This is a genomic window from Streptomyces liliiviolaceus (assembly GCF_018070025.1).
Classification (GTDB): Bacteria; Actinomycetota; Actinomycetes; order Streptomycetales; family Streptomycetaceae; genus Streptomyces; species Streptomyces liliiviolaceus.
Genome location: NZ_JAGPYQ010000001.1, coordinates 4,678,783 through 4,695,425 on the forward strand (window position 1 = coordinate 4,678,783; position 16,643 = coordinate 4,695,425).

The window sequence follows — 16,643 nt, forward strand, 5'->3', positions numbered from 1 at the left end:
CAGCGCGGCAGGCCCTATGCGCCTGGCACGCAGGTCCTCCTCGGACCACCAGCGGCACTCCACGGGCGCGCGCGGTCCGGACCCGATCCGGCAGTCTCGGACCGTAAGCGCGCCGCGTTCGGTGTCACGCTCGCACACCCAGGCGTACAACTGGCCAGCGGTCGCCGTGACCACCGGGACCGCTGGCAGAGGACGTTGGTCAGCTCGAAGAACGAGCCGAGGTCCCGGTCGATGACCTGGGGGTAGGACCGGTCGGTGCGCTCGCAGCCGTCCCGGGGGTACTCGAAGACGTCTCCCGCGGCCTGGATGACCCCGGCGGTGTAGGAGTCGCCCAGGGCGACCCAGTCGTAGTCCGCCGCGGCGGCGGGCTGCGCCCCGGCGAGCTGTGCGGGAGCGAGCGCGCCGGCGGTGAGAGCCGCGGCCGAGCCGAGCCGGGCCAAACGCGTACGGAACCTTGCCACGAATCCTCCAGTGACACGGTGTTGGCGACTCCTCGACCCTACGAAGACTGCAACTTTCCGCACTAGATCCAATACGAACAGTCACATTCCGTGGAGTCCGAGGATGCACCCGTTCCCGGCAGACACTTTCCGGACTGGTTGATTCCGTATCCGGACCGCCCGTACGCGAGGTCTGGCCGAACCTGCGCGATCTTCGCGATTCATGGAGCAGCCCCGATCGCCGCAGCCCGACTCTCGGCCGCCACCGCATGTCTCATTCGTGATCACCGCCAGCCTGGGCCGGCTGACCACCGGACGCCGCGGCAGCGTCCTCTCGACAACACCCGCCGGACGCAAAGTTGAGCCCGGAGCGGCGGGCGGCGCTCGATGAACTCGGCACGCGCGGGCAGGGCCCAGCACGCGAAGGACGCCCCGTACCCGCAACACGGCGGGTACGGGGCACCTGCCCGATCGAGGCCGACACAGCAGGACCCGGCCGATCGCGCGATGATCCCCCTCGCACACCTCCTCATACGGCGTGCGAAGGTGAATCGGGAGCCGGGGTCCGGGGCTCCCGGGAGCCGGGGTCCGGGGCTCCCGAGAGTGGCTCCCGTCCCGCAGGAGCCGCTCTCTGTCTGTCACTTCCCGACCCGCACGCGGGCCGGATGCGTCCTTAATCCCGAATACGACCGTCGCAGGGCGGCCTCGTACGTCAACAGACAGAGTCGACCCGGTGGCGGCCCTCTCCACACCAGCCACCGGGCCTGGAAACGGAGTGCAGGGGTGTAGTGGCGGGGCCCGGTCCGCAGTGGGCGGCATCCCTCCACGAACAGCACCGGCAGGCCGGCCTGCGGGGCTGGAGGACCGCGTCCGCGCGCGACGGCGCGGGTACCTGTGCTATCGGGCAGATGCAGCGGGACCTCCGCCAACCACGAAGCCCACCCAGCCCATCCCCGCAGCAGCCGCCCGGGATGCGGGCGCCTGTTCGAGGTGCGGTGGCGTCGCTCGGTTACCTGCTGACGGGATGCGGGCCCGGGGTTGTGACAGGGGCGCAGGTCATCGCAATGACGGTCTCCTTGACCGCCACCGTGCGCGGAGCCCCCGAGCGGGCGGCGCCGCCCGCTGTCCCGCCCACCTGGCCGGCCAGCCTGCCGGCAATGGGCAGGGGCAACGCCAGGGAACCCGGGAGCGGACTCGGAGGGTGGCGGTACTGAGGTACGCGCGCGGCAGGTGTGGAAAACGCCGGACCGGCAAACCGTTTCGACAACCCGTGCGCTCGCGCCGATGGAGCACACGGCGGTACTCCCGCAGGCACCCGAGGTTCTCCCGCCCTTGTGGCGCCTGCGGTTGGAGGCAGGCCCGGCTGCGCAACAGGGGGAGCACGCGCAGCCGGCCCCTGCCGTGCCGAGACCGCTTCTGGTCTGAATCAGTTAATCCGCCTTTGTCGGCACAGGGCCTGCCGGGCCGGGGTCATCCTTCACCTTCCGGCCGGGAACAGCCACCGGTTTGCCCCCCCCACAGCTCCGCAGGCGCCCGCGTCGCCTCGCAAGCACCCGGCCGACAGATCCCCCGGATGCTGCGGGAGGGCCCCGTGGTCAGCGGCCGGTGCCAGGCTCCGTCTCGGGAAGCGCGTCCTGGACGCTCGGATACAGGCGCAGCACCTCGTTAGCGCCGGTCAGTTCCAAAAGACGCACCACCGCATGGGGCACGCCCACCAGCCGCAGGTCCGTAGCCTGACGCAACAGCAGCAGAAGGTTCAAGAAGGTGGAGTCGGCGAACGTAACCGCGCTCAGTTCCAGGACCAGGACAGGCACGGCGGCCGCCGTGTCCTGCAGACGCATGCGCTGATCCGCCAGCGAGGCAAGATCGAGATCACCGCGGACCGTCACCACCCACGCCCCACGGCACGCGTACTGCTTTCCCAGCACAGTAAACGACGGCACAACATCCACCGGGACAGTATGGCGCCAGCGGGCACGCCCAACCAGCCGCTGACAGGCCACCCGCGCACCCCCGCACCGACGCACGGACCAAGAAAGCGGTCGGACGGCAGAGCCCCTCCCCTTGACCTTCGGCTTCACGCAGATCGGACGGCCGCCAGAGCCCAGTCCAATGCCGTGCGGATCTCATCGCGTCCGTCGGTGCTGTCAGGGATGCCAGGTGTCCTGCCATGCGGGGTGCAGTTCGTAGGGCAGGGCAAGGGCTTTCATGATCTGAAAGGCACGGCCCGAGTCCACGGACCAGTGCACACCCCGGCTCTGCTCGCGTCTGATGCGCTGTTCGCAGTCCCACACGATCCGCCGGTGGAGGGCAAGCCGGCCAAGGATCTGAGCAGGGCACGGGCACCAGCAGTGGCTGACGTGTCCGGCCTGTGGAGGGTCGGGGCAGTCGAGTTCGTGGAAGAGTGCGGCATCGCGCTGTTCTTCGTCCCACCGGTCCTGGAGGAACGACATCAAACTGGTGACGACAGGCATGGGTGCAACCCCCCTCATCGCACGGACAATCCGATGCTCCCACCACACGGCCGAGTCGAGGGCCGTGCCCCCGGGCCGTGACAGCGACTGCGGGGGTTCTTCCACGGAGTTCAACTCCGCTGCGAGCAAACCGGGTTGCACAGCACCGCAGACCAGCACACTGCTGCTGTCCGCCGCAGCCACCGCGCGCCGGTGCGGTGTCCGTCTCATCATCACCCACGCCTCGCCCCGCAGCCTGCACATGCTGGAGGAACTGGGTATACAGCATCTCCTCGACGCACCCCTTCGCCCCCTTCCCTGACCCGCAAAGAGATTAAGAATCTGCCGATGCCAGCCCCAACCGGTCCAACCTCCCCGCCCTCGCCCACCGCCCAGGAGCGTGCGGCCCAGGAGGTCCTCGCCTCTTTCGACGCTTACGCCCGTGTCCGCGCAGCCCGCGACGGCGTCCTGCCGTCCTCCCGCGTCGGCCCGCGGGAGGAAGAACGCGCCTTCGACGAGCTGCAGCAGGCCATCGCCCGGCTCCGCACCGCATCCCGGCCCCGGTAGGACCCGAAGAGGCGCCGCCTCGACCACCGCCCGCACCCCCGGGCGGACGATGTTTCGGCGGGAGGAACGCTGGTACACGGTCGACGGAGGTCGCGTCGCGTGTGGGTTCGGAAGTGAGCCGGCATTCCATTCGTCCGCCCGCTCTGCCGTCCGGCTCACCACGCGGGCGGCAGAGCCATGCCAGGTTCACACGCATCGGGCGGCCGCCAGAGCCCCCTCCAGTGCCCTGCGGATCTCCTCGGGCTGCTGTTCGCTGTGGGCCCAGTCCACGATCATCGCCGAAGCCTGCCGCAGTTTCACTTCGGTACGCTGCGAGACCTCCCGGAGCACTTCGAAACCCTGATCGGGGCACAGACCGCCAACGGCGACGACCACACCGATCGCCTGGTCAACCACAGCGTGGGAGACCACAGCCTCCCGAAGCTGACCGTTCTCCCTCTGAGCAGGAGGACCAGTGCAAACCAGAACAGGCACATGCGCCAGCAGACACTGGCGAGGATGCTGTACGCGGTCGTTGTCGTCAGGCCCGGGAGGGTGAACTGAGGGAAGAGTGCCAGGTAGAAGACGGCCACTTTGGGGTTCAGCAGGTTGCTGATCAGCCCCTGCTGGAAGGCGGCGCGCGTGCCGGGGCCCGCAGCCGCATAGTCGGACTGGGCGACCTGGGGCGCCGGAGTGTCCGGTGTCGCCTCGGCGCAGGCGGATGAAGTCGGCCGGGCTGAGCACCGAGGTAGATGAGGTAGAGGGCGCCGGTGATGCGCAGGGCTGTGTAGCCGATCTGCGAGGCGGCCAGCAGGGCCGTCGGGCCTGCCACCGCAGCCGTGGCAAGCAAGGCGTGCCCCAGCATGATCCCGGCTGCGGTCGCGTGAGCCGCGCGCCGTCCCGACCGGGCCGTGTTGGCCAGCAGCAGGGTCAGATCGGGGCCGGGCATGACGATGACGACCAGCGACGCGGCGAAAAAGCCGAGCAGTTCTGACATGGGAATGCACACATCGCCGAACTCGCCGTCACCCACCAGCGCTGGGCGGCCAGCCCTCTCGCCGCCGCGATCGCCGCGCGACTGGGCTGGCACCTACCTCAACTTCGGGAACGCCGAGCGCGGCCTGGCTCTCGTCGAACCGGTCGATCGCCGCCGTCCGGCACCGTCGGCCGGGACCTGGACCGTGGGCATCCTCAACTTACGCGGCATAACCCTCGCCGAACTCCTCCCAGACAAAAGGAGGGCAGGCGGGAAGCAGAGCGGCAGAACCACTCGGCCTGGCGCGCGGCTGACGCTCACCCACAACCACGTTCTCCCAACGTCTTCGCCCCCCGGTCGATTGGGCCGACCGCGCGTCGCGCTGCCCCCCACCGGCAACCTGGACGATGCGCTCACCGGCTTGCCGACGACCCTGTTCGCGCCGGCCTGGATCAGCTACGCGCACTTAACTCGACATCGGCGACCGCGACGGCGCGCTTCAGGACCTGTCGTCAGCATTCGACACGGCTCCGCAGATGGCCCGTATCCACCCCATGGACCGGGAGGTCTTCCGCGTCCTGTCGTCCCTCAACCTCCGCAGCGACCCCCAGCTCGAACGGCTCTCCGGAGCCAGCCTCTGAGCCATCGGAAGACGAGTGGCACAGGCGCGCACTGACACGAGAGAAACCGCTAGCTGACATCGGAGCGGTACACCGCCGGGTGACAATCGGCCGGTGCCTGCGCCCCGCTGAGGGGTCCGGATGTCTGATGCGGTCGTTTGTTTAGGTCGTGGTGGGGTGGGTGGGGGTGCGGATGGCGATGAGGGTGATGTCGTCGCGAGTGTCGCCGAGGTCGGTGGCGAGTTGGGTGCACAGGCGTGGCAGGGGCTGGTCGTGGTGGGTGTCGAGGTGCTGGCGCAGGCGGGTCATGCCGGTGTCGATGTTCTGGGTGCGGGATTCGACCAGGCCGTCGGTGTAGAGGACGAGGGTGGCGCCAGGTGGCAGGGGAATGCGTGCGGTGGGGCGTTGCATGGTGGGGCGCAAGCCGAGGAGCATGGCGTGGGGGCCGGTGAGGTAGGTGCTGGTGGTGTCCGTGGTCAGGAGCAGGGGTGGTGGGTGGCCGGCGACGGACCAGGACAGGTCCCACCGGTTGTCGGGGGTGGGGTGGAGGCGGGCGAGGATGACGGTGGCGGAGTCGGCGAGGGTCAGGTGGGCCTGGGCGGTGTCGAGGCGTTGGAGGATCTGGCCGGGTTGTTCTTCTGGGCGGTCGACAGCCAGGGCGCGGAGCATGTTGCGCAGTTCGCTCATACGGGAGGCGGCCTGGATGTCGTGGCCGGTGACGTCGCCGATGACCAGGGCGAGGTCGCCGTCGGGCAGGGTGAAGGCGTCGTACCAGTCGCCGCCGACTTCGGCGGCCCGTTGGGCGGGCTGGTAGTGGGCGGCGAGTTCCAGGCCGGGGACGGCGGGCAGGTCGGTGAGCAGGGCGCGCTGGAGGGTGGCGGCGATGTCGGCCTGGGCGGCGTGCAGGCGGGTGTTGTCCAGGCCCAGGGCGGTGCGGCGGGCGATCTCCTCGGCCACGAGGCGGTCGGCTTCGTTGAACGGGGGGCTGGCGGCGGCGCGGATCAGGGTGAGCGCTCCCAGGGTGAGTGCGCGCATCCGCAGTGGGACGATCAAGGTGTCGGCGGCTTCCACCAGGTTCAGCAGATCCTCGCCTGTTCCTGTGGCAAGTTGCGGCAGGTGCTGGGCGGTGCCGCCCTGGCGGATCCGGGTCAGGGCCGCCTGGTGTTCGGGGTGTTCAGGCGCGTTGAGGTCCGCGGGGGTGGCGGGCAGTATGCCGGGCGCGTGGTGGGCCCAGGCCACGCGGCGCATGGTGGGCCCGTCGGCCAGGTCGATCAGCGCGGTGTCCGCCAGGCGGGGAACCAGCTGGCGTACCAGACGTTCCAGGGCCTGTTCCGCGTCCAGGGTGCTGACCATGGCCAGGGTGATCTCGCTGAGCCAGGTGATTTCTGCGAGGTCGTACTCGGCCTGTTCGCGCATCGTCTCGCTGTGCGCGTAGCGGTCCGCCCGCCGTTCGGCGCGCTCGCGCTGGGCGGACGCGTCGTGGAAGACGACGACCGCGCCGTTGCCGTGCCCGGCTTCTGGCGGCAGGGGAACGGCCGACCACCACACCGGCAGCGCGCTGCCGTCCGCGCGCAGCAGTACCGCACGGTCACCGCTGATCCGCTTGCCCTGGGCGACGTCCTTGAGGACCGGCCGCTGTTCGCGCAGGCCCTCCGTGTTGCCGACGGCGGGATTGAGCGCGTCGTGTGCGTTGACACCGATCAGGGCGCCGGGCTGGTAGCCCAGCAGGTGTTCCGCCCACTGATTGCAGGCGATCACCAGTCCCTGGCTGTCGATGGCGTAGATGCCGGCCCCGGCGGCAGCGAACAGGGCAGACATCAGCGCATCGCCCGCCAGCGGGGCGGCGGGGATGCCCGTTTCAGTGAAACTCTCCACCCGCCGTATTGTGCCGAACGCTCTTGGCGGCACGAAGAGCAAGGTCCGCCTGCGGCGCTCCGGATCTTCATGCGGTCACCGGGCCTGTCGCGGAAGGCACATCGGGGTACTGCTCGATCACTGTGTCCAGTCCGGTGAGTTCCAGCAGCTGCCGGATCTGCTGGCCAGCGCCGGCCAGCCGCACGCAGCCCTTCGCGGCTTCTGTCGAGCGCATCGCGTAGACCAGCACTCCCAGCCCGCTGGAGTCCATGAAACTCACCGCCTGCAGGTTCCACACCAGATGTGCCCGGCCCGCCGTGACCAGTTCATCGACCGCCTCACGCAGCAGCGGAACCGTTGCCAGGTCGATCTCACCGGACAAGGTCAAAACCGCCCACGTCCCACAGTCACGGGAGCGCTCCACACCGGACACCCGGGGTCCCTCCCCACCTTGAATAGCCCGATCATCCCACCGGACGGACGCTCCGCCAGCCACCGGCACGAGCGGAAGCCGACGCCATACCCCCGGCCGGATCGGTGCACGGCGTCGAAGGGCCCCCTTCTCACTGCGGGACAGTTCGGCGGTGTGGAGCAGCGAGCGGCCGTAAAGGATCGAGGCGCCCTCGTGGCGGACCGGCCCGGGCTTTTCGGCAACACCTCGGGGTGCGGGCCGCATCCCCGGCCAGGGATGACACAGCCTCTGATGCCTCTGAGGTTTCAGCGGCCTTCGAGATCCAGGCTGCTGTCGCCCGCGCCCAGCGCCGCCCTCACACGGGCACGGGCACGGGCACGGGCACGGGGAAGTATCCGGCTTGGCTACGCCTGGCGGAGTCAGTGTTTCAGGGCCTGGTCCACGGTGGGGTAGCAGGCGATGACGGTGTCCAGGCCGACCAGTTCCATCACGTGCAGCACGGGCGGCTGGGCGCCTGCCACGCGGATCCAGCCGTCGGTGGCGGTGGCGGCCTTGTAGGCGGTGACGAGCATGTTGATGCCGCTGGAGTCCATGAACGTCACACCGGTGAAGTCGGCCACTGTCCTCGCGGGCGTGTCACCGGCCAAAGGGGCGAATGCTGTCGCAGCGTGCCGGCATGCCGTGTGGTCCAGTTCGCCGCGCAGGGTGACGACGTGTACGCCGTCGATGGTGGTGGAGCTGGCCGACAGAGAGCCGGGCTGTGCAGGGTGCGACGTGGCCACCGTGTCCTCGACTGTGTTCGCTGACGTGTTCGGACCTGAGCAGGTATCCCCATACTGCCCCGGAAACACCGGGCAGCATGCACGGCCGCACCATCCGGTCCGGCCGGAACTGCTTGGGGCAGGCCGGATACGGGTACCCGAGGCGGACAGGCAATAGCGAAGGTGGACATACGCATATGAAGTCGGTCCGGGACGACGGTGAACACCCGCCGGACAGCTCTCACCCCCTGTCCCTCGCATCACCCCTGAGCGGAGACACCTTCTGCATCGCTCACGCACGCCACCTCGCCGCCGGCTTCCTCACCCGCGCCCAGAGCGAGCAGGACGTGACCGTCTCCGACCGCGCCATGGACCTCACCCAGCTCGTGGTCAGCGAACTGGTCACCAACGCCCACCGCCACGCCCCCGGCCCGATCCACATGGAACTGCGCATCACCGGCACCATGGTCGAAGTCACCGTGCAGGACAGCACCCGCGTCCAGCCGGCCGCACATTCCCTCGACCCGGGGCGGGTCGGCCAGCACGGACTGGAGATCGTCATGGCGGTCGCCGAACACTTCGACGTCCGCCTCGAACCGTCCGGGAAACGCGTCACCGCCCACATCGCCCTCGCCGACCGCCACGCCCCCACTCCTCCCCCGGTCCTGGCATAAAGGCCGTTCTCCGGCTGACGGCTGCGTCGTGGCGATACTGCCGATGATCTTTGACGTGGCCGTGGGCGCGATGCCCTGGGCGGCCGTGCGGCCGACGATGATCACGGCACAAGACCTGCGCTGATACGGGCCCGGGGACAGCGGAGAAGACGGTGACAGGTACGGCGGCGCCCGGTACTGAAGCGGCCGCGCAAACGCTGCGGTCGACAAGATGGAGGTCTTGCGGGGCAGAACGCGCGGATGTGGAAGGCCGTGCACGCGCGCCGTGGTGGACCAGGCGATCGGGGTCCTGATCGTGCCGGGGCCAGCTGACGCCGCGCCAGGGCTGGGAGGTGCTCAGGGAGGTCTCCCCGTGGCCCGACACCAGGCTGCGGCACATCGCACAGTTACTGATCGAATGGGCCCGGGCCGGTCTCCTGTCTACCGGCAACGGCACGGTGCTGGAGGAGCAGCCGCAACGAGCGTGGCCGCCTGTCGGCGTACGCGTCGCCGTCGCCCGCCACATCGTCGACACCGGCGACCTCCCCACCACTCAGCACCACCAGCCCTAGAACCACATCAGCCGGGCAGACAGCGGAGCTGGAACTGCCGGGAGAGGTGTCAGGGCCCCGGGTCCAGCAGGTCGGGCGCGGCCATGCCGTCCACGACCTGGCGGGCCACGTCGGTGAGTTTGGCCCTGTGTCTGCGGGCATAAGCACGTATCCTGGTGAACGCCTAGTCCAGGGTCGTGTCATGGCGCTGAGCAAGGCAGCCCTTGGCCTGTTCGATGACGACTCTGGAATCCAGAGCGTGCTGGAGCTGAGCGACCAGGGTGATCAGTTCATGGACGGTGCGCTGCTGCAGGACACCGATCGTCGCGACGTCCGCCAGCGCCTGAGCCAGCCGCAGCCCGCCGCCGTCCAAAGTCCCCGGCCCACTGCGGAAGAGGACCAGCGCACCGACGGCATGATCCTGCCGGCGCAGGGGGACCGCGGCCACCGACGTGAATCCAAGTCGGCGAGCGGCCGGCGCGAAGCGGGGCCAGCACCGGTCGGCCACGCCGTCGTCCAGGCGAACCTCGGCCACCGGCGCACGGGCCTGGCAGCAGTCCCGGCAGGGCCCCTCGTCTTGTTCCACACCGAGCCGCACCAGCGCCTGAGTGCACTCGTCGGAGGCACCGACCTCCACACCGCGCCCCTGAGGCATCCCCAGCAGCACTCCGGCCGCCGCCACATCCAGCAGATCCACACAGTGCGCGGCCAGCACGTACAGAAGACCGGACACACCAAGATCCCGCACCAGGGTGTCGGCGAGCTCGACGAATGCCGCAGCAACCCGCTCCTCGTACGGCAGTTCAGGCACGGCGCACGCCCTTCGCCCCCATCTTCCGTCTGCGGCCGGGCCACAGCGTGACCCGCAGCCCGCAAGCGGTACACCGACCGTAGCCGTTACCCCGTCAGGCCCGGGAGGAATCGCGCACAGTGAGCACTCACAGGCATCGGACAGAGTTCTCGGCCGGTACTCCCCCCAGCCTGACACTGCCGGGGACCGAGGGGCCGCGCAGCGCGGCAGGAGGAACCGGTGAGTGAGCCGTCGGAGGCCGAGGCGGTGAAGGAGTCCGCGGCCCGGACCAGAGAACCGATCGCGGCGCCGGTGGCGACCACGACCGCCGCATCGACCGCGGGTCCTGGGGCCGCGGCCACAGCGACGGTCACGGCGGCGGCAGTCACCACCGCCGCTGACCACCATCCCCACCGGGCCCGTGCCGTGAAACTCACCGGCACACGATGGCCACACCACCACGGCGTCCCGGAGCTTCACCAAGCCTCCGGGACGCCGTCGCGCTGCAACCCCGCGCTAGAAGAACCTGTCCCGCCGCAGCGGCACTGCCATCCACCATGGCCGTGTACACGAAGACCGGGAAGCGGATACCGCCCAACTGAACCACCGCAGGAGCAGAAGCTGGCGCCACGCGGCCCGCAGAAGGCCGGGAAGTCCGGAGTGGGCCCGTGTCCGTCGGTGCAGGGCCGGCCCCGCACTCCCACCCCTCAGCCGTTGAACAGCGTGTCCTCCCTCGGTCGCCGTCGTTGACGAGGTAGCACGCACCCGCTTCTTCACAGCGGGTGCGCAGTCTCCGAGGGCCCAGCTCCCGTCATGGCGTTGGGCCCTCACCCCACCCGGCCTTCGTCATGTGCAGTCTCGGGCCTCAGACCCGCCCTGGTCGGCCGCATGCCTCGACGCTCCCGACCAAGATCTGGCGCAGCGTCATGGGGATCGTCTGGAGGTTGAGACGGCACTGCAGGCAGTGACGGCCGCCTTCCTCTGGAGTAAGGGGATGGCGCTCGCCCCGCGCGCCGGTGAGCGGCCCATCACGCTGTTCGCACGGCGGACCCTGCGGTGCGGACAGTCGAAAGTTGGCTGGACAGGCCTCTTCCACCTGCACGGTGGTCCGGGCACGGTGGTAGGGACGGGTGCCTCCATACGAGGAGGTGAGGTTGGCCCTCACCGAACGCGACCAGCACCTGGTGCTCTACAGCGCCCCACACGGGTCCCCGAGCGCTGAAGCGCTGGCCCTCCTCAACGTCCTGGGAGCATCGGCCATCGACTACCAAAACCCCCTGACATGACGCCGTGAACCCCAGAGGGCACATCGCGCCCCAGCACGGTGGGATGCGCGCCTGAGCCGCCCCGGACGGTCGTGTGCCCGGGGCATGACGGACCGTCGCGCGTATCCGGGGGATCAGGCGGCCGTGATGCTGCGATGAGGTGCGGGTGCGGGAGACCGTCCGCGCCGGACCCGCAGAGGGCCAGACGACCATGCCGGTAAGGCACCAACAACCCATGCATCCGCGAGACTTCAAAGACTTCGTCAGCCGACGGGCGAAAACGCAAGGCTACAGTCTCGCCCCCCAAGACGGCCGGACCAGGCTCACCAAGGACACCAGCCTGTCAGAGAGCGCCATAACCGCCATTGCGACGGGGAAGCACAGACCCCCCGCCGGCCCTTGGAAGAACCTCGCCGACAAACTGCTGTGCCAGCACAAGGACCTGCTCCGTGCGGCCGACATCCTCAAACGTGCCAGCGGCCCAAAGAAGAGGAGCCCACGGGAAGTTGCGCTCGACCTGTGCCTGTCGATTAAGAATGTCACCTTGTTCGAGGTGATCGTGGCTGCGTTCCTGAAGTCTGAGAAGCAGTAACCCTCGCTACGGCGCCGGCTCGTAGTCGACCGTCTCCTGCCCGCAGCCCGCCGCGAGTTCGGTCAGAGCGCCGCGCTCACGGTCATCGACGGCCAGCTGCCAGCGCAGCTTCGTCGCCACCCAGTCCGCGGTGTAGGTGCAGCGCGCGTCGGCGAGGGGCGGTGTCCAGTCGGCCGGGTCCTGGTCGGACTTCGAGCGGTTGGTGCGGGCGGTGACTGCGACGAGGGACCTCTCGGCATCGAGGTCGTTGGCGTAGGCCTCCCGACGGGCCGCGGTCCAGGCGGAGGCCCCGGAGTCCCAGGCTTCGGCCAGCGGCACCATGTGGTCGATGTCCAGGCCGCCCGGCGCGGTCAGGGTGACGCCGTCGTAGTAGGAGAACCACATCCCCGCTGTCACCTTGCAGCCAGCCTCGACGGTCGGCTCGGTACGCGATTCGGCGATCAGTACTTCCATCCGGGTGGAGCAGCCGTCCCGGTCGGCATCCACCCAGTGCTTGAACGAGGTGCGCTGGTAGCCATCCCGGGACTCGACGCCGGACGGCAACAGGTCGACAGCTTCGGCGAGCGGGAGCGGCGCGGCATGCTGCGCGGCAGCAGCCGGGGCCGCAAGGGGCAGGGCGAGGAAAGCGGCGGCCAGCAGGCCACGCGACAGAGTCTTGAACATGCTGCGTTGATATCTGGCCCACAGCCGGCCCCGGCCCCGAACGCGGCCTGCGGCACCCGGCCGCCGCAACAGTCATATCGGCGCCCGCGCAGCCGCATGGCCTCCCGTGGGGAGCCGGGAGGCGGCGGGTCCTGCCGCCGACGGGACGGCAGGACCCTGCGACAGGGCGTCCACCTGGGGGTTTGGCGGGGCCCGGACCGACAGACTGCACCACAAACCGGCCACAGGCATAGATCCCGGCCGAAAAGAGTTGATCCAGTCGCTGTCAGACGTGCCGGCGATGACGAGCGAACGGCCGCCCCCTGCACCGCCGGAGACGGACTCTCGCCGAAGATCAGTGAATTCTGCGCCGATGCGCCTCGCCGCGGATTCGGGCCGCGAGCCGGCCAGCCTTCACGGCACGCTCCCCGCTCAGCACGCACAAGGTGCGCGGGGACCTGCCGAGGCTCACCACCCGGCTCTAGGAACAGATTCGCCTTGCTTGGCGCCAGCCCGCGTCGACGCCCGGAAGCTTTGCTCGCATAACCGGCCAGCGCACTCGCCCATCGGGACTCAGACCAGGGGGCAATGCACCATTCAACACCGGGCCGCGGGGTCGACGCACAGCCGGAGGGGACGAAGAGGATCCAGTCCGGAGGATCCCCCGCGGGCGCGGGGCCGACACCGCTGATGCCCAGCCCGTCTGGCCCTACATCGGAAGATCCCCGCGGGCGCGGGCAGCGAAGGTCCGGCTGTCCTGCAGAAAACGCAGTCTCTTGGGGGTTCTTAGCCGCTACTTCAACGTCAACCGACCCGAGGCAGAGCCAGTACCGCCGCCAGAGCAGAACCAGCGGCAAGCACGAGGAACAGCCCGTCGTAGCCGCCCATTTGTCCTGCCGATGCTGCTCCCGCCCAAAGCGCGAGCGCCGCAGCCACAGTGGCCGGTGCGATCAGGAGTCCGGACAGGCGGCCGTAGTTCGTTGTTCCCCAGCGGTCGCTGACGGCGGTTGCCTGGAGGAGCGTGAGGTTGCCGCGTACGACTCCGGCGAGGACGGCGAGCAGGATCAGCAGCGAGATCGGGCCGGGGATGAGGGCAAGGGCCGTCGTGGTGGCGCCGCCCGCGGTGAACAGGACCGCGGTGCGGGTGGTGACGCTGGTGGTGCGGGTCAGGGTGGCGTAGAGGGTGCGGCCCAGCGCTTGGCCGGCTCCCCCGAGGCCCAGTGCCCAGGCGGCTGTTGAGGGGCCGGCGCCTCGTTCGATCATCATCGGGACCATGCCGAAGACGACGGCGTACATGGCGAAGCCGGAAGAGGTGAAGGCCGGGACCAGGAGCAGGAAGGGCGGCTGCGGGCGATCGGTGTGCGGTTGGGTGTCGGTGCGGATGATGGGGCCGGTGGCCAGGGGGCTCGTAGGGCCAGGGCGTGCGCGGGGATCGTCACGGCCGCGAGGATGACCGCGAGCACGACGTAGGTGGCGCGCCAGCCGAGGTGGTCCGCGAGCAGGGCGGTGAGCGGGGCGAAGATCGTGCTGGCGAGTCCGCCGGCGAGGGTGACGATGGTCAGGGCGCGTACGCGGTCGGGTCCCCACCAGCGGGTGACGGCAGCGGAGGCGGGCTGGTAGAAGGTGGCAGCCATGGCGAAACCGGCCAGGAGCCATCCGGCCGTGCAACATAAAAGTTCGGGGCTGCGGCGATGGTCAGGATGGCCGTGACCGCGAGCACTGAGCCGGTTGTCATGACGGTGCGGGGGCCGCGGCGGTCGAGGATGCGGCCGATGGGGATGCCGGTGGCAGCCGAGACCAGGAGGGCCGCGGAGAATGCCACGGTGGCGGCGCTCGCCGTCCATCCGGTGTCCGCTGTCAGGTGCGGGAGCAGAACGGGGAAGGCGTAGTAGACGATGCCCCAGCTGGTGATCTGGGTGGCGCAGAGTGCGGGCAGTGCGGCGCGGAGCCGCGAGCGGCTCGTTGGCGTGCCGGTCGCGGCCTCGTCGGTGTGCAGGTGGGTCATCAGCAGATCAGCAGCAGCCGCCACCGGCGGCGACAGGTTCGCCCGCGTTGGCATCCGTGTCGGAAGTGGCTGTGCCTGAGGTGCAGCAGCTGCTGCCTTGCTGCTTGGCGAGGGAGTCTGCGTCGGCCTTCACGACGTACACCTCCCAGGGTTCCTGGCCGGGGCCATGGACCCAGACCTTGTCCTGGAGTGCATAGCAGCAGGTGGTGTCGTTCTCTTCGTCGGTGATCAGGCCTTCTGCGCTGAGACGGGTGGTGGCGGCGTGGACGGCTTCGGTGGTGTCGACTTCGACTCCGAGGTGGTCCATGCGCGTGTCCTCGCCCGCCGTGCCTTCGATGAGGACGAGCTTGAGCGGGGGCTCGGCGATGGCGAAGTTGGCGTAGCCGTCGCGGAGTTTGGCGGGCTCGGTGCCGAACAGTTTGCTGTAGAAGGCGATCGAGGCTTCGAGATCGGGGACGCGCAGGGCGAGCTGTACACGGGACATGATCTTTCCTCCTGGCGTAGGAAGGACGCGTCCGGCCGGGCTTTGGCCGAGGCGCGATGGTGCAGGGCCGGGCGACAGCCGGTGGTCAGCAGCCGCCGGATGCCTCGGGCCTGCCGATCTGGAGGGCGGACGTGGCGGATCCGATCTGGACCAGGGCGGGCGCGGGGGCACAGCATCCGCCGCTGCTCTCCTCGGCAGCCGCCTCGTCGAAGAGTCCTGCGCCGCCGCAGACTCCCGTCTCGGGCAGGGTCAGTTCGACGCGCTCGGCTGCTTCCTGGTCTCCGGCGAGGGATGCGGTGATGGAGCGGACCTGCTCGTATCCGGTCATCGCGAGGAAGGTGGGGGCGCGGCCGTAGGACTTCATGCCGACGAGGTAGACGTCCTTCTCCGGGTGGGAGAGCTCGTTGACGCCGTGCGGGTAGACCGTGCCGCAGGAGTGGACGTTGGGGTCGATGAGCGGGGCCAGCGCGGTCGGGGCCTGGAGGCGTTCGTCGAGGCCGAGGCGGATCTCGGACAGGAAGGTCAGGTCGGGGCGGAAGCCGGTGAGGACGATGGCCTCGTCGACCGCGTCGAGGTGTCGGCCGTCCTCTGCGATGAGGATCAGGCGGCCGTCTTCGTCTCGTTCGATCGTCTCGGTGCGAAAGCCGGTGACGGCGTCGGCGTGGCCGTTGTCGACGGCTGCCTTGGCGGCCAGGCCGAGGGCTCCGCGGGCGGGGAGCTGGTCGGCTTCGCCGCCGCCGAAGGTGGAGCCGCTGATGCCGCGGCGCAGGATCCACACGGCGTGCGTGCCCGGTTCGTTCTGGGCCAGGTCCGCGAGGGTTGCGAGCGCCGTGAAGGCGGAGGCTCCGGAGCCGATGACCGCGGTGCGCTTTCCTGCGTAACGCGACCGTACGGACGGGTCGTTGAGGTCGGGGACGCGGTAGGTGATGCGGTCGGCCGCCGCGTTCTCGCCGAGTGCGGGCAGGCCGCTGGCGCCGGCTGGGCTCGGGGTGGTCCAGGTGCCGGAGGCGTCGATGATCGCGCGGGTGAGGAGGCGTTCCTCGCGGCCGTCGGCGGTGGTGAGGTGGACGACGAGGGGCTGGCTGTCTCGGTCGGCGTCGACGATGCGGTCGCGTCCGGCGCGGGAGATGCCGGTGACGGTGGCGCCGTAGCGGATGCGGTCGCCGAGGGTGTCGGCGAGGGGCTGGAGGTAGCGTTCGGCCCAGTCGCCGCCGGTGGGGTAGGTCGTCGCGTGGGGGCGGCTCCAGCCGGTGGGGGCGAGCAGCTTCTCGGCGGCGGGGTCGGTGAGCTCGCTCCAGGTCGAGAAGAGCCGGACGTGGGACCAGTCGCGTACTGCGCTGGCGGCTACCGGTCCGGCCTCCAGGACCAGGGGTGTCAGCTGCCGCTCCAGGAGGTGGGCGGCGGCGGCCAGGCCGATGGGGCCGGCTCCGATGACGACAACGGGCAGATCCTGGGCAGCGGGCGCAGTCACGACGGGCTCTCCTCGGTTTCGATGTTTGTCGATGTCCTCTGGTCATCAGGATGCACCCGGGTTCGATGTGCGTCAACATAGAGGTTCATCGAAATAACCTCGCCCGTTCGGGCAGATCCAATCCCCTT

General features: G+C 69.7%; 16 protein-coding genes and 3 pseudogenes. 5 read left to right on the forward strand and 14 right to left on the reverse strand.

What is annotated here, in order from left to right; genetic code table 11:
• Positions 1 to 14 precede the first annotated feature (14 nt).
• The 3 genes from J8N05_RS47465 to J8N05_RS20470 all read right to left on the reverse strand — a co-directional run bounded on the left by J8N05_RS47465 (position 15) and on the right by J8N05_RS20470 (position 2,914).
• Complete coding sequence (locus J8N05_RS47465) at positions 15 to 461, reverse strand: SGNH/GDSL hydrolase family protein (RefSeq protein ID WP_247706361.1); 447 nt, start codon at positions 459 to 461, stop codon at positions 15 to 17.
• A 1,574-nt stretch (positions 462 to 2,035) separates the two neighbouring features.
• Positions 2,036 to 2,392 carry an STAS domain-containing protein gene (locus J8N05_RS20465; RefSeq protein ID WP_210884782.1) on the reverse strand — a complete coding sequence of 119 codons (357 nt, stop codon included), beginning with the start codon at positions 2,390 to 2,392 and terminating at the stop codon, positions 2,036 to 2,038.
• 195 nt (positions 2,393 to 2,587) lie between these two features.
• Positions 2,588 to 2,914, reverse strand: coding sequence for a DUF6221 family protein (locus J8N05_RS20470; RefSeq protein ID WP_210884783.1), 327 nt, complete (start codon positions 2,912 to 2,914; stop codon positions 2,588 to 2,590).
• A 327-nt stretch (positions 2,915 to 3,241) separates the two neighbouring features.
• Between J8N05_RS20470 and J8N05_RS20475 the strand changes: the two genes are divergently transcribed.
• A complete protein-coding gene (locus tag J8N05_RS20475) occupies positions 3,242 to 3,460 on the forward strand; it encodes a hypothetical protein (protein ID WP_210884784.1) in 219 nt (72 codons plus the stop codon).
• Positions 3,461 to 3,646: 186 nt separating this feature from the next.
• On the opposite strand, the gene J8N05_RS47945 is transcribed toward J8N05_RS20475, so the two are convergent.
• The 6 genes and pseudogenes from J8N05_RS47945 to J8N05_RS47485 form a co-directional block, all read right to left on the reverse strand.
• Positions 3,647 to 3,934, reverse strand: a complete 288-nt coding sequence (locus J8N05_RS47945) for an ANTAR domain-containing protein (protein ID WP_282108160.1) — start codon at positions 3,932 to 3,934, stop codon at positions 3,647 to 3,649.
• A 17-nt stretch (positions 3,935 to 3,951) separates the two neighbouring features.
• Positions 3,952 to 4,032: pseudogene (locus tag J8N05_RS48185) on the reverse strand (hypothetical protein); the annotation flags it as partial.
• Positions 4,033 to 4,055: 23 nt separating this feature from the next.
• Positions 4,056 to 4,436: a LysE family translocator gene (locus J8N05_RS20490; protein ID WP_210884785.1), complete on the reverse strand. Its 381-nt coding sequence runs from the start codon at positions 4,434 to 4,436 to the stop codon at positions 4,056 to 4,058.
• A gap of 761 nt (positions 4,437 to 5,197) precedes the next feature.
• Positions 5,198 to 6,910, reverse strand: coding sequence for a SpoIIE family protein phosphatase (locus J8N05_RS47950; protein WP_210884786.1), 1,713 nt, complete (start codon positions 6,908 to 6,910; stop codon positions 5,198 to 5,200).
• Between the two features lie 67 nt (positions 6,911 to 6,977).
• Complete coding sequence (locus tag J8N05_RS47955; protein WP_282108161.1) at positions 6,978 to 7,565, reverse strand: STAS domain-containing protein; 588 nt, start codon at positions 7,563 to 7,565, stop codon at positions 6,978 to 6,980.
• A 155-nt stretch (positions 7,566 to 7,720) separates the two neighbouring features.
• Positions 7,721 to 8,083 (reverse strand): STAS domain-containing protein, encoded by a 363-nt coding sequence (locus J8N05_RS47485; RefSeq protein ID WP_247706362.1) that lies wholly within the window; start codon positions 8,081 to 8,083, stop codon positions 7,721 to 7,723.
• A gap of 176 nt (positions 8,084 to 8,259) precedes the next feature.
• Between J8N05_RS47485 and J8N05_RS20510 the strand changes: the two genes are divergently transcribed.
• Positions 8,260 to 8,736: an ATP-binding protein gene (locus J8N05_RS20510; protein WP_210884790.1), complete on the forward strand. Its 477-nt coding sequence runs from the start codon at positions 8,260 to 8,262 to the stop codon at positions 8,734 to 8,736.
• 332 nt (positions 8,737 to 9,068) lie between these two features.
• Positions 9,069 to 9,287 (forward strand): hypothetical protein, encoded by a 219-nt coding sequence (locus tag J8N05_RS20515; RefSeq protein WP_210884791.1) that lies wholly within the window; start codon positions 9,069 to 9,071, stop codon positions 9,285 to 9,287.
• Between the two features lie 163 nt (positions 9,288 to 9,450).
• Here J8N05_RS20515 and J8N05_RS20520 read toward each other — a convergent pair whose 3' ends face one another.
• A complete protein-coding gene (locus J8N05_RS20520; RefSeq protein WP_247706363.1) occupies positions 9,451 to 10,077 on the reverse strand; it encodes a GAF domain-containing protein in 627 nt (208 codons plus the stop codon).
• Positions 10,078 to 11,210: 1,133 nt separating this feature from the next.
• Between J8N05_RS20520 and J8N05_RS20525 the strand changes: the two are divergent.
• A pseudogene (locus tag J8N05_RS20525) lies at positions 11,211 to 11,342 on the forward strand (hypothetical protein); the annotation flags it as partial.
• Positions 11,343 to 11,556: 214 nt separating this feature from the next.
• Positions 11,557 to 11,913 (forward strand): hypothetical protein, encoded by a 357-nt coding sequence (locus tag J8N05_RS20530; RefSeq protein ID WP_210884792.1) that lies wholly within the window; start codon positions 11,557 to 11,559, stop codon positions 11,911 to 11,913.
• A 6-nt stretch (positions 11,914 to 11,919) separates the two neighbouring features.
• Here J8N05_RS20530 and J8N05_RS20535 read toward each other — a convergent pair whose 3' ends face one another.
• From J8N05_RS20535 to J8N05_RS20550, 4 genes and pseudogenes are all read right to left on the reverse strand, one after another.
• Positions 11,920 to 12,576: an HNH endonuclease family protein gene (locus tag J8N05_RS20535; protein WP_210884793.1), complete on the reverse strand. Its 657-nt coding sequence runs from the start codon at positions 12,574 to 12,576 to the stop codon at positions 11,920 to 11,922.
• Between the two features lie 783 nt (positions 12,577 to 13,359).
• Positions 13,360 to 14,560, reverse strand: a pseudogene (locus tag J8N05_RS20540) (MFS transporter).
• A gap of 7 nt (positions 14,561 to 14,567) precedes the next feature.
• Complete coding sequence (locus tag J8N05_RS20545; RefSeq protein ID WP_210884794.1) at positions 14,568 to 15,044, reverse strand: ArsI/CadI family heavy metal resistance metalloenzyme; 477 nt, start codon at positions 15,042 to 15,044, stop codon at positions 14,568 to 14,570.
• 85 nt (positions 15,045 to 15,129) lie between these two features.
• Positions 15,130 to 16,515, reverse strand: a complete 1,386-nt coding sequence (locus J8N05_RS20550; protein WP_210884795.1) for an NAD(P)-binding domain-containing protein — start codon at positions 16,513 to 16,515, stop codon at positions 15,130 to 15,132.
• Positions 16,516 to 16,643 lie beyond the last annotated feature (128 nt).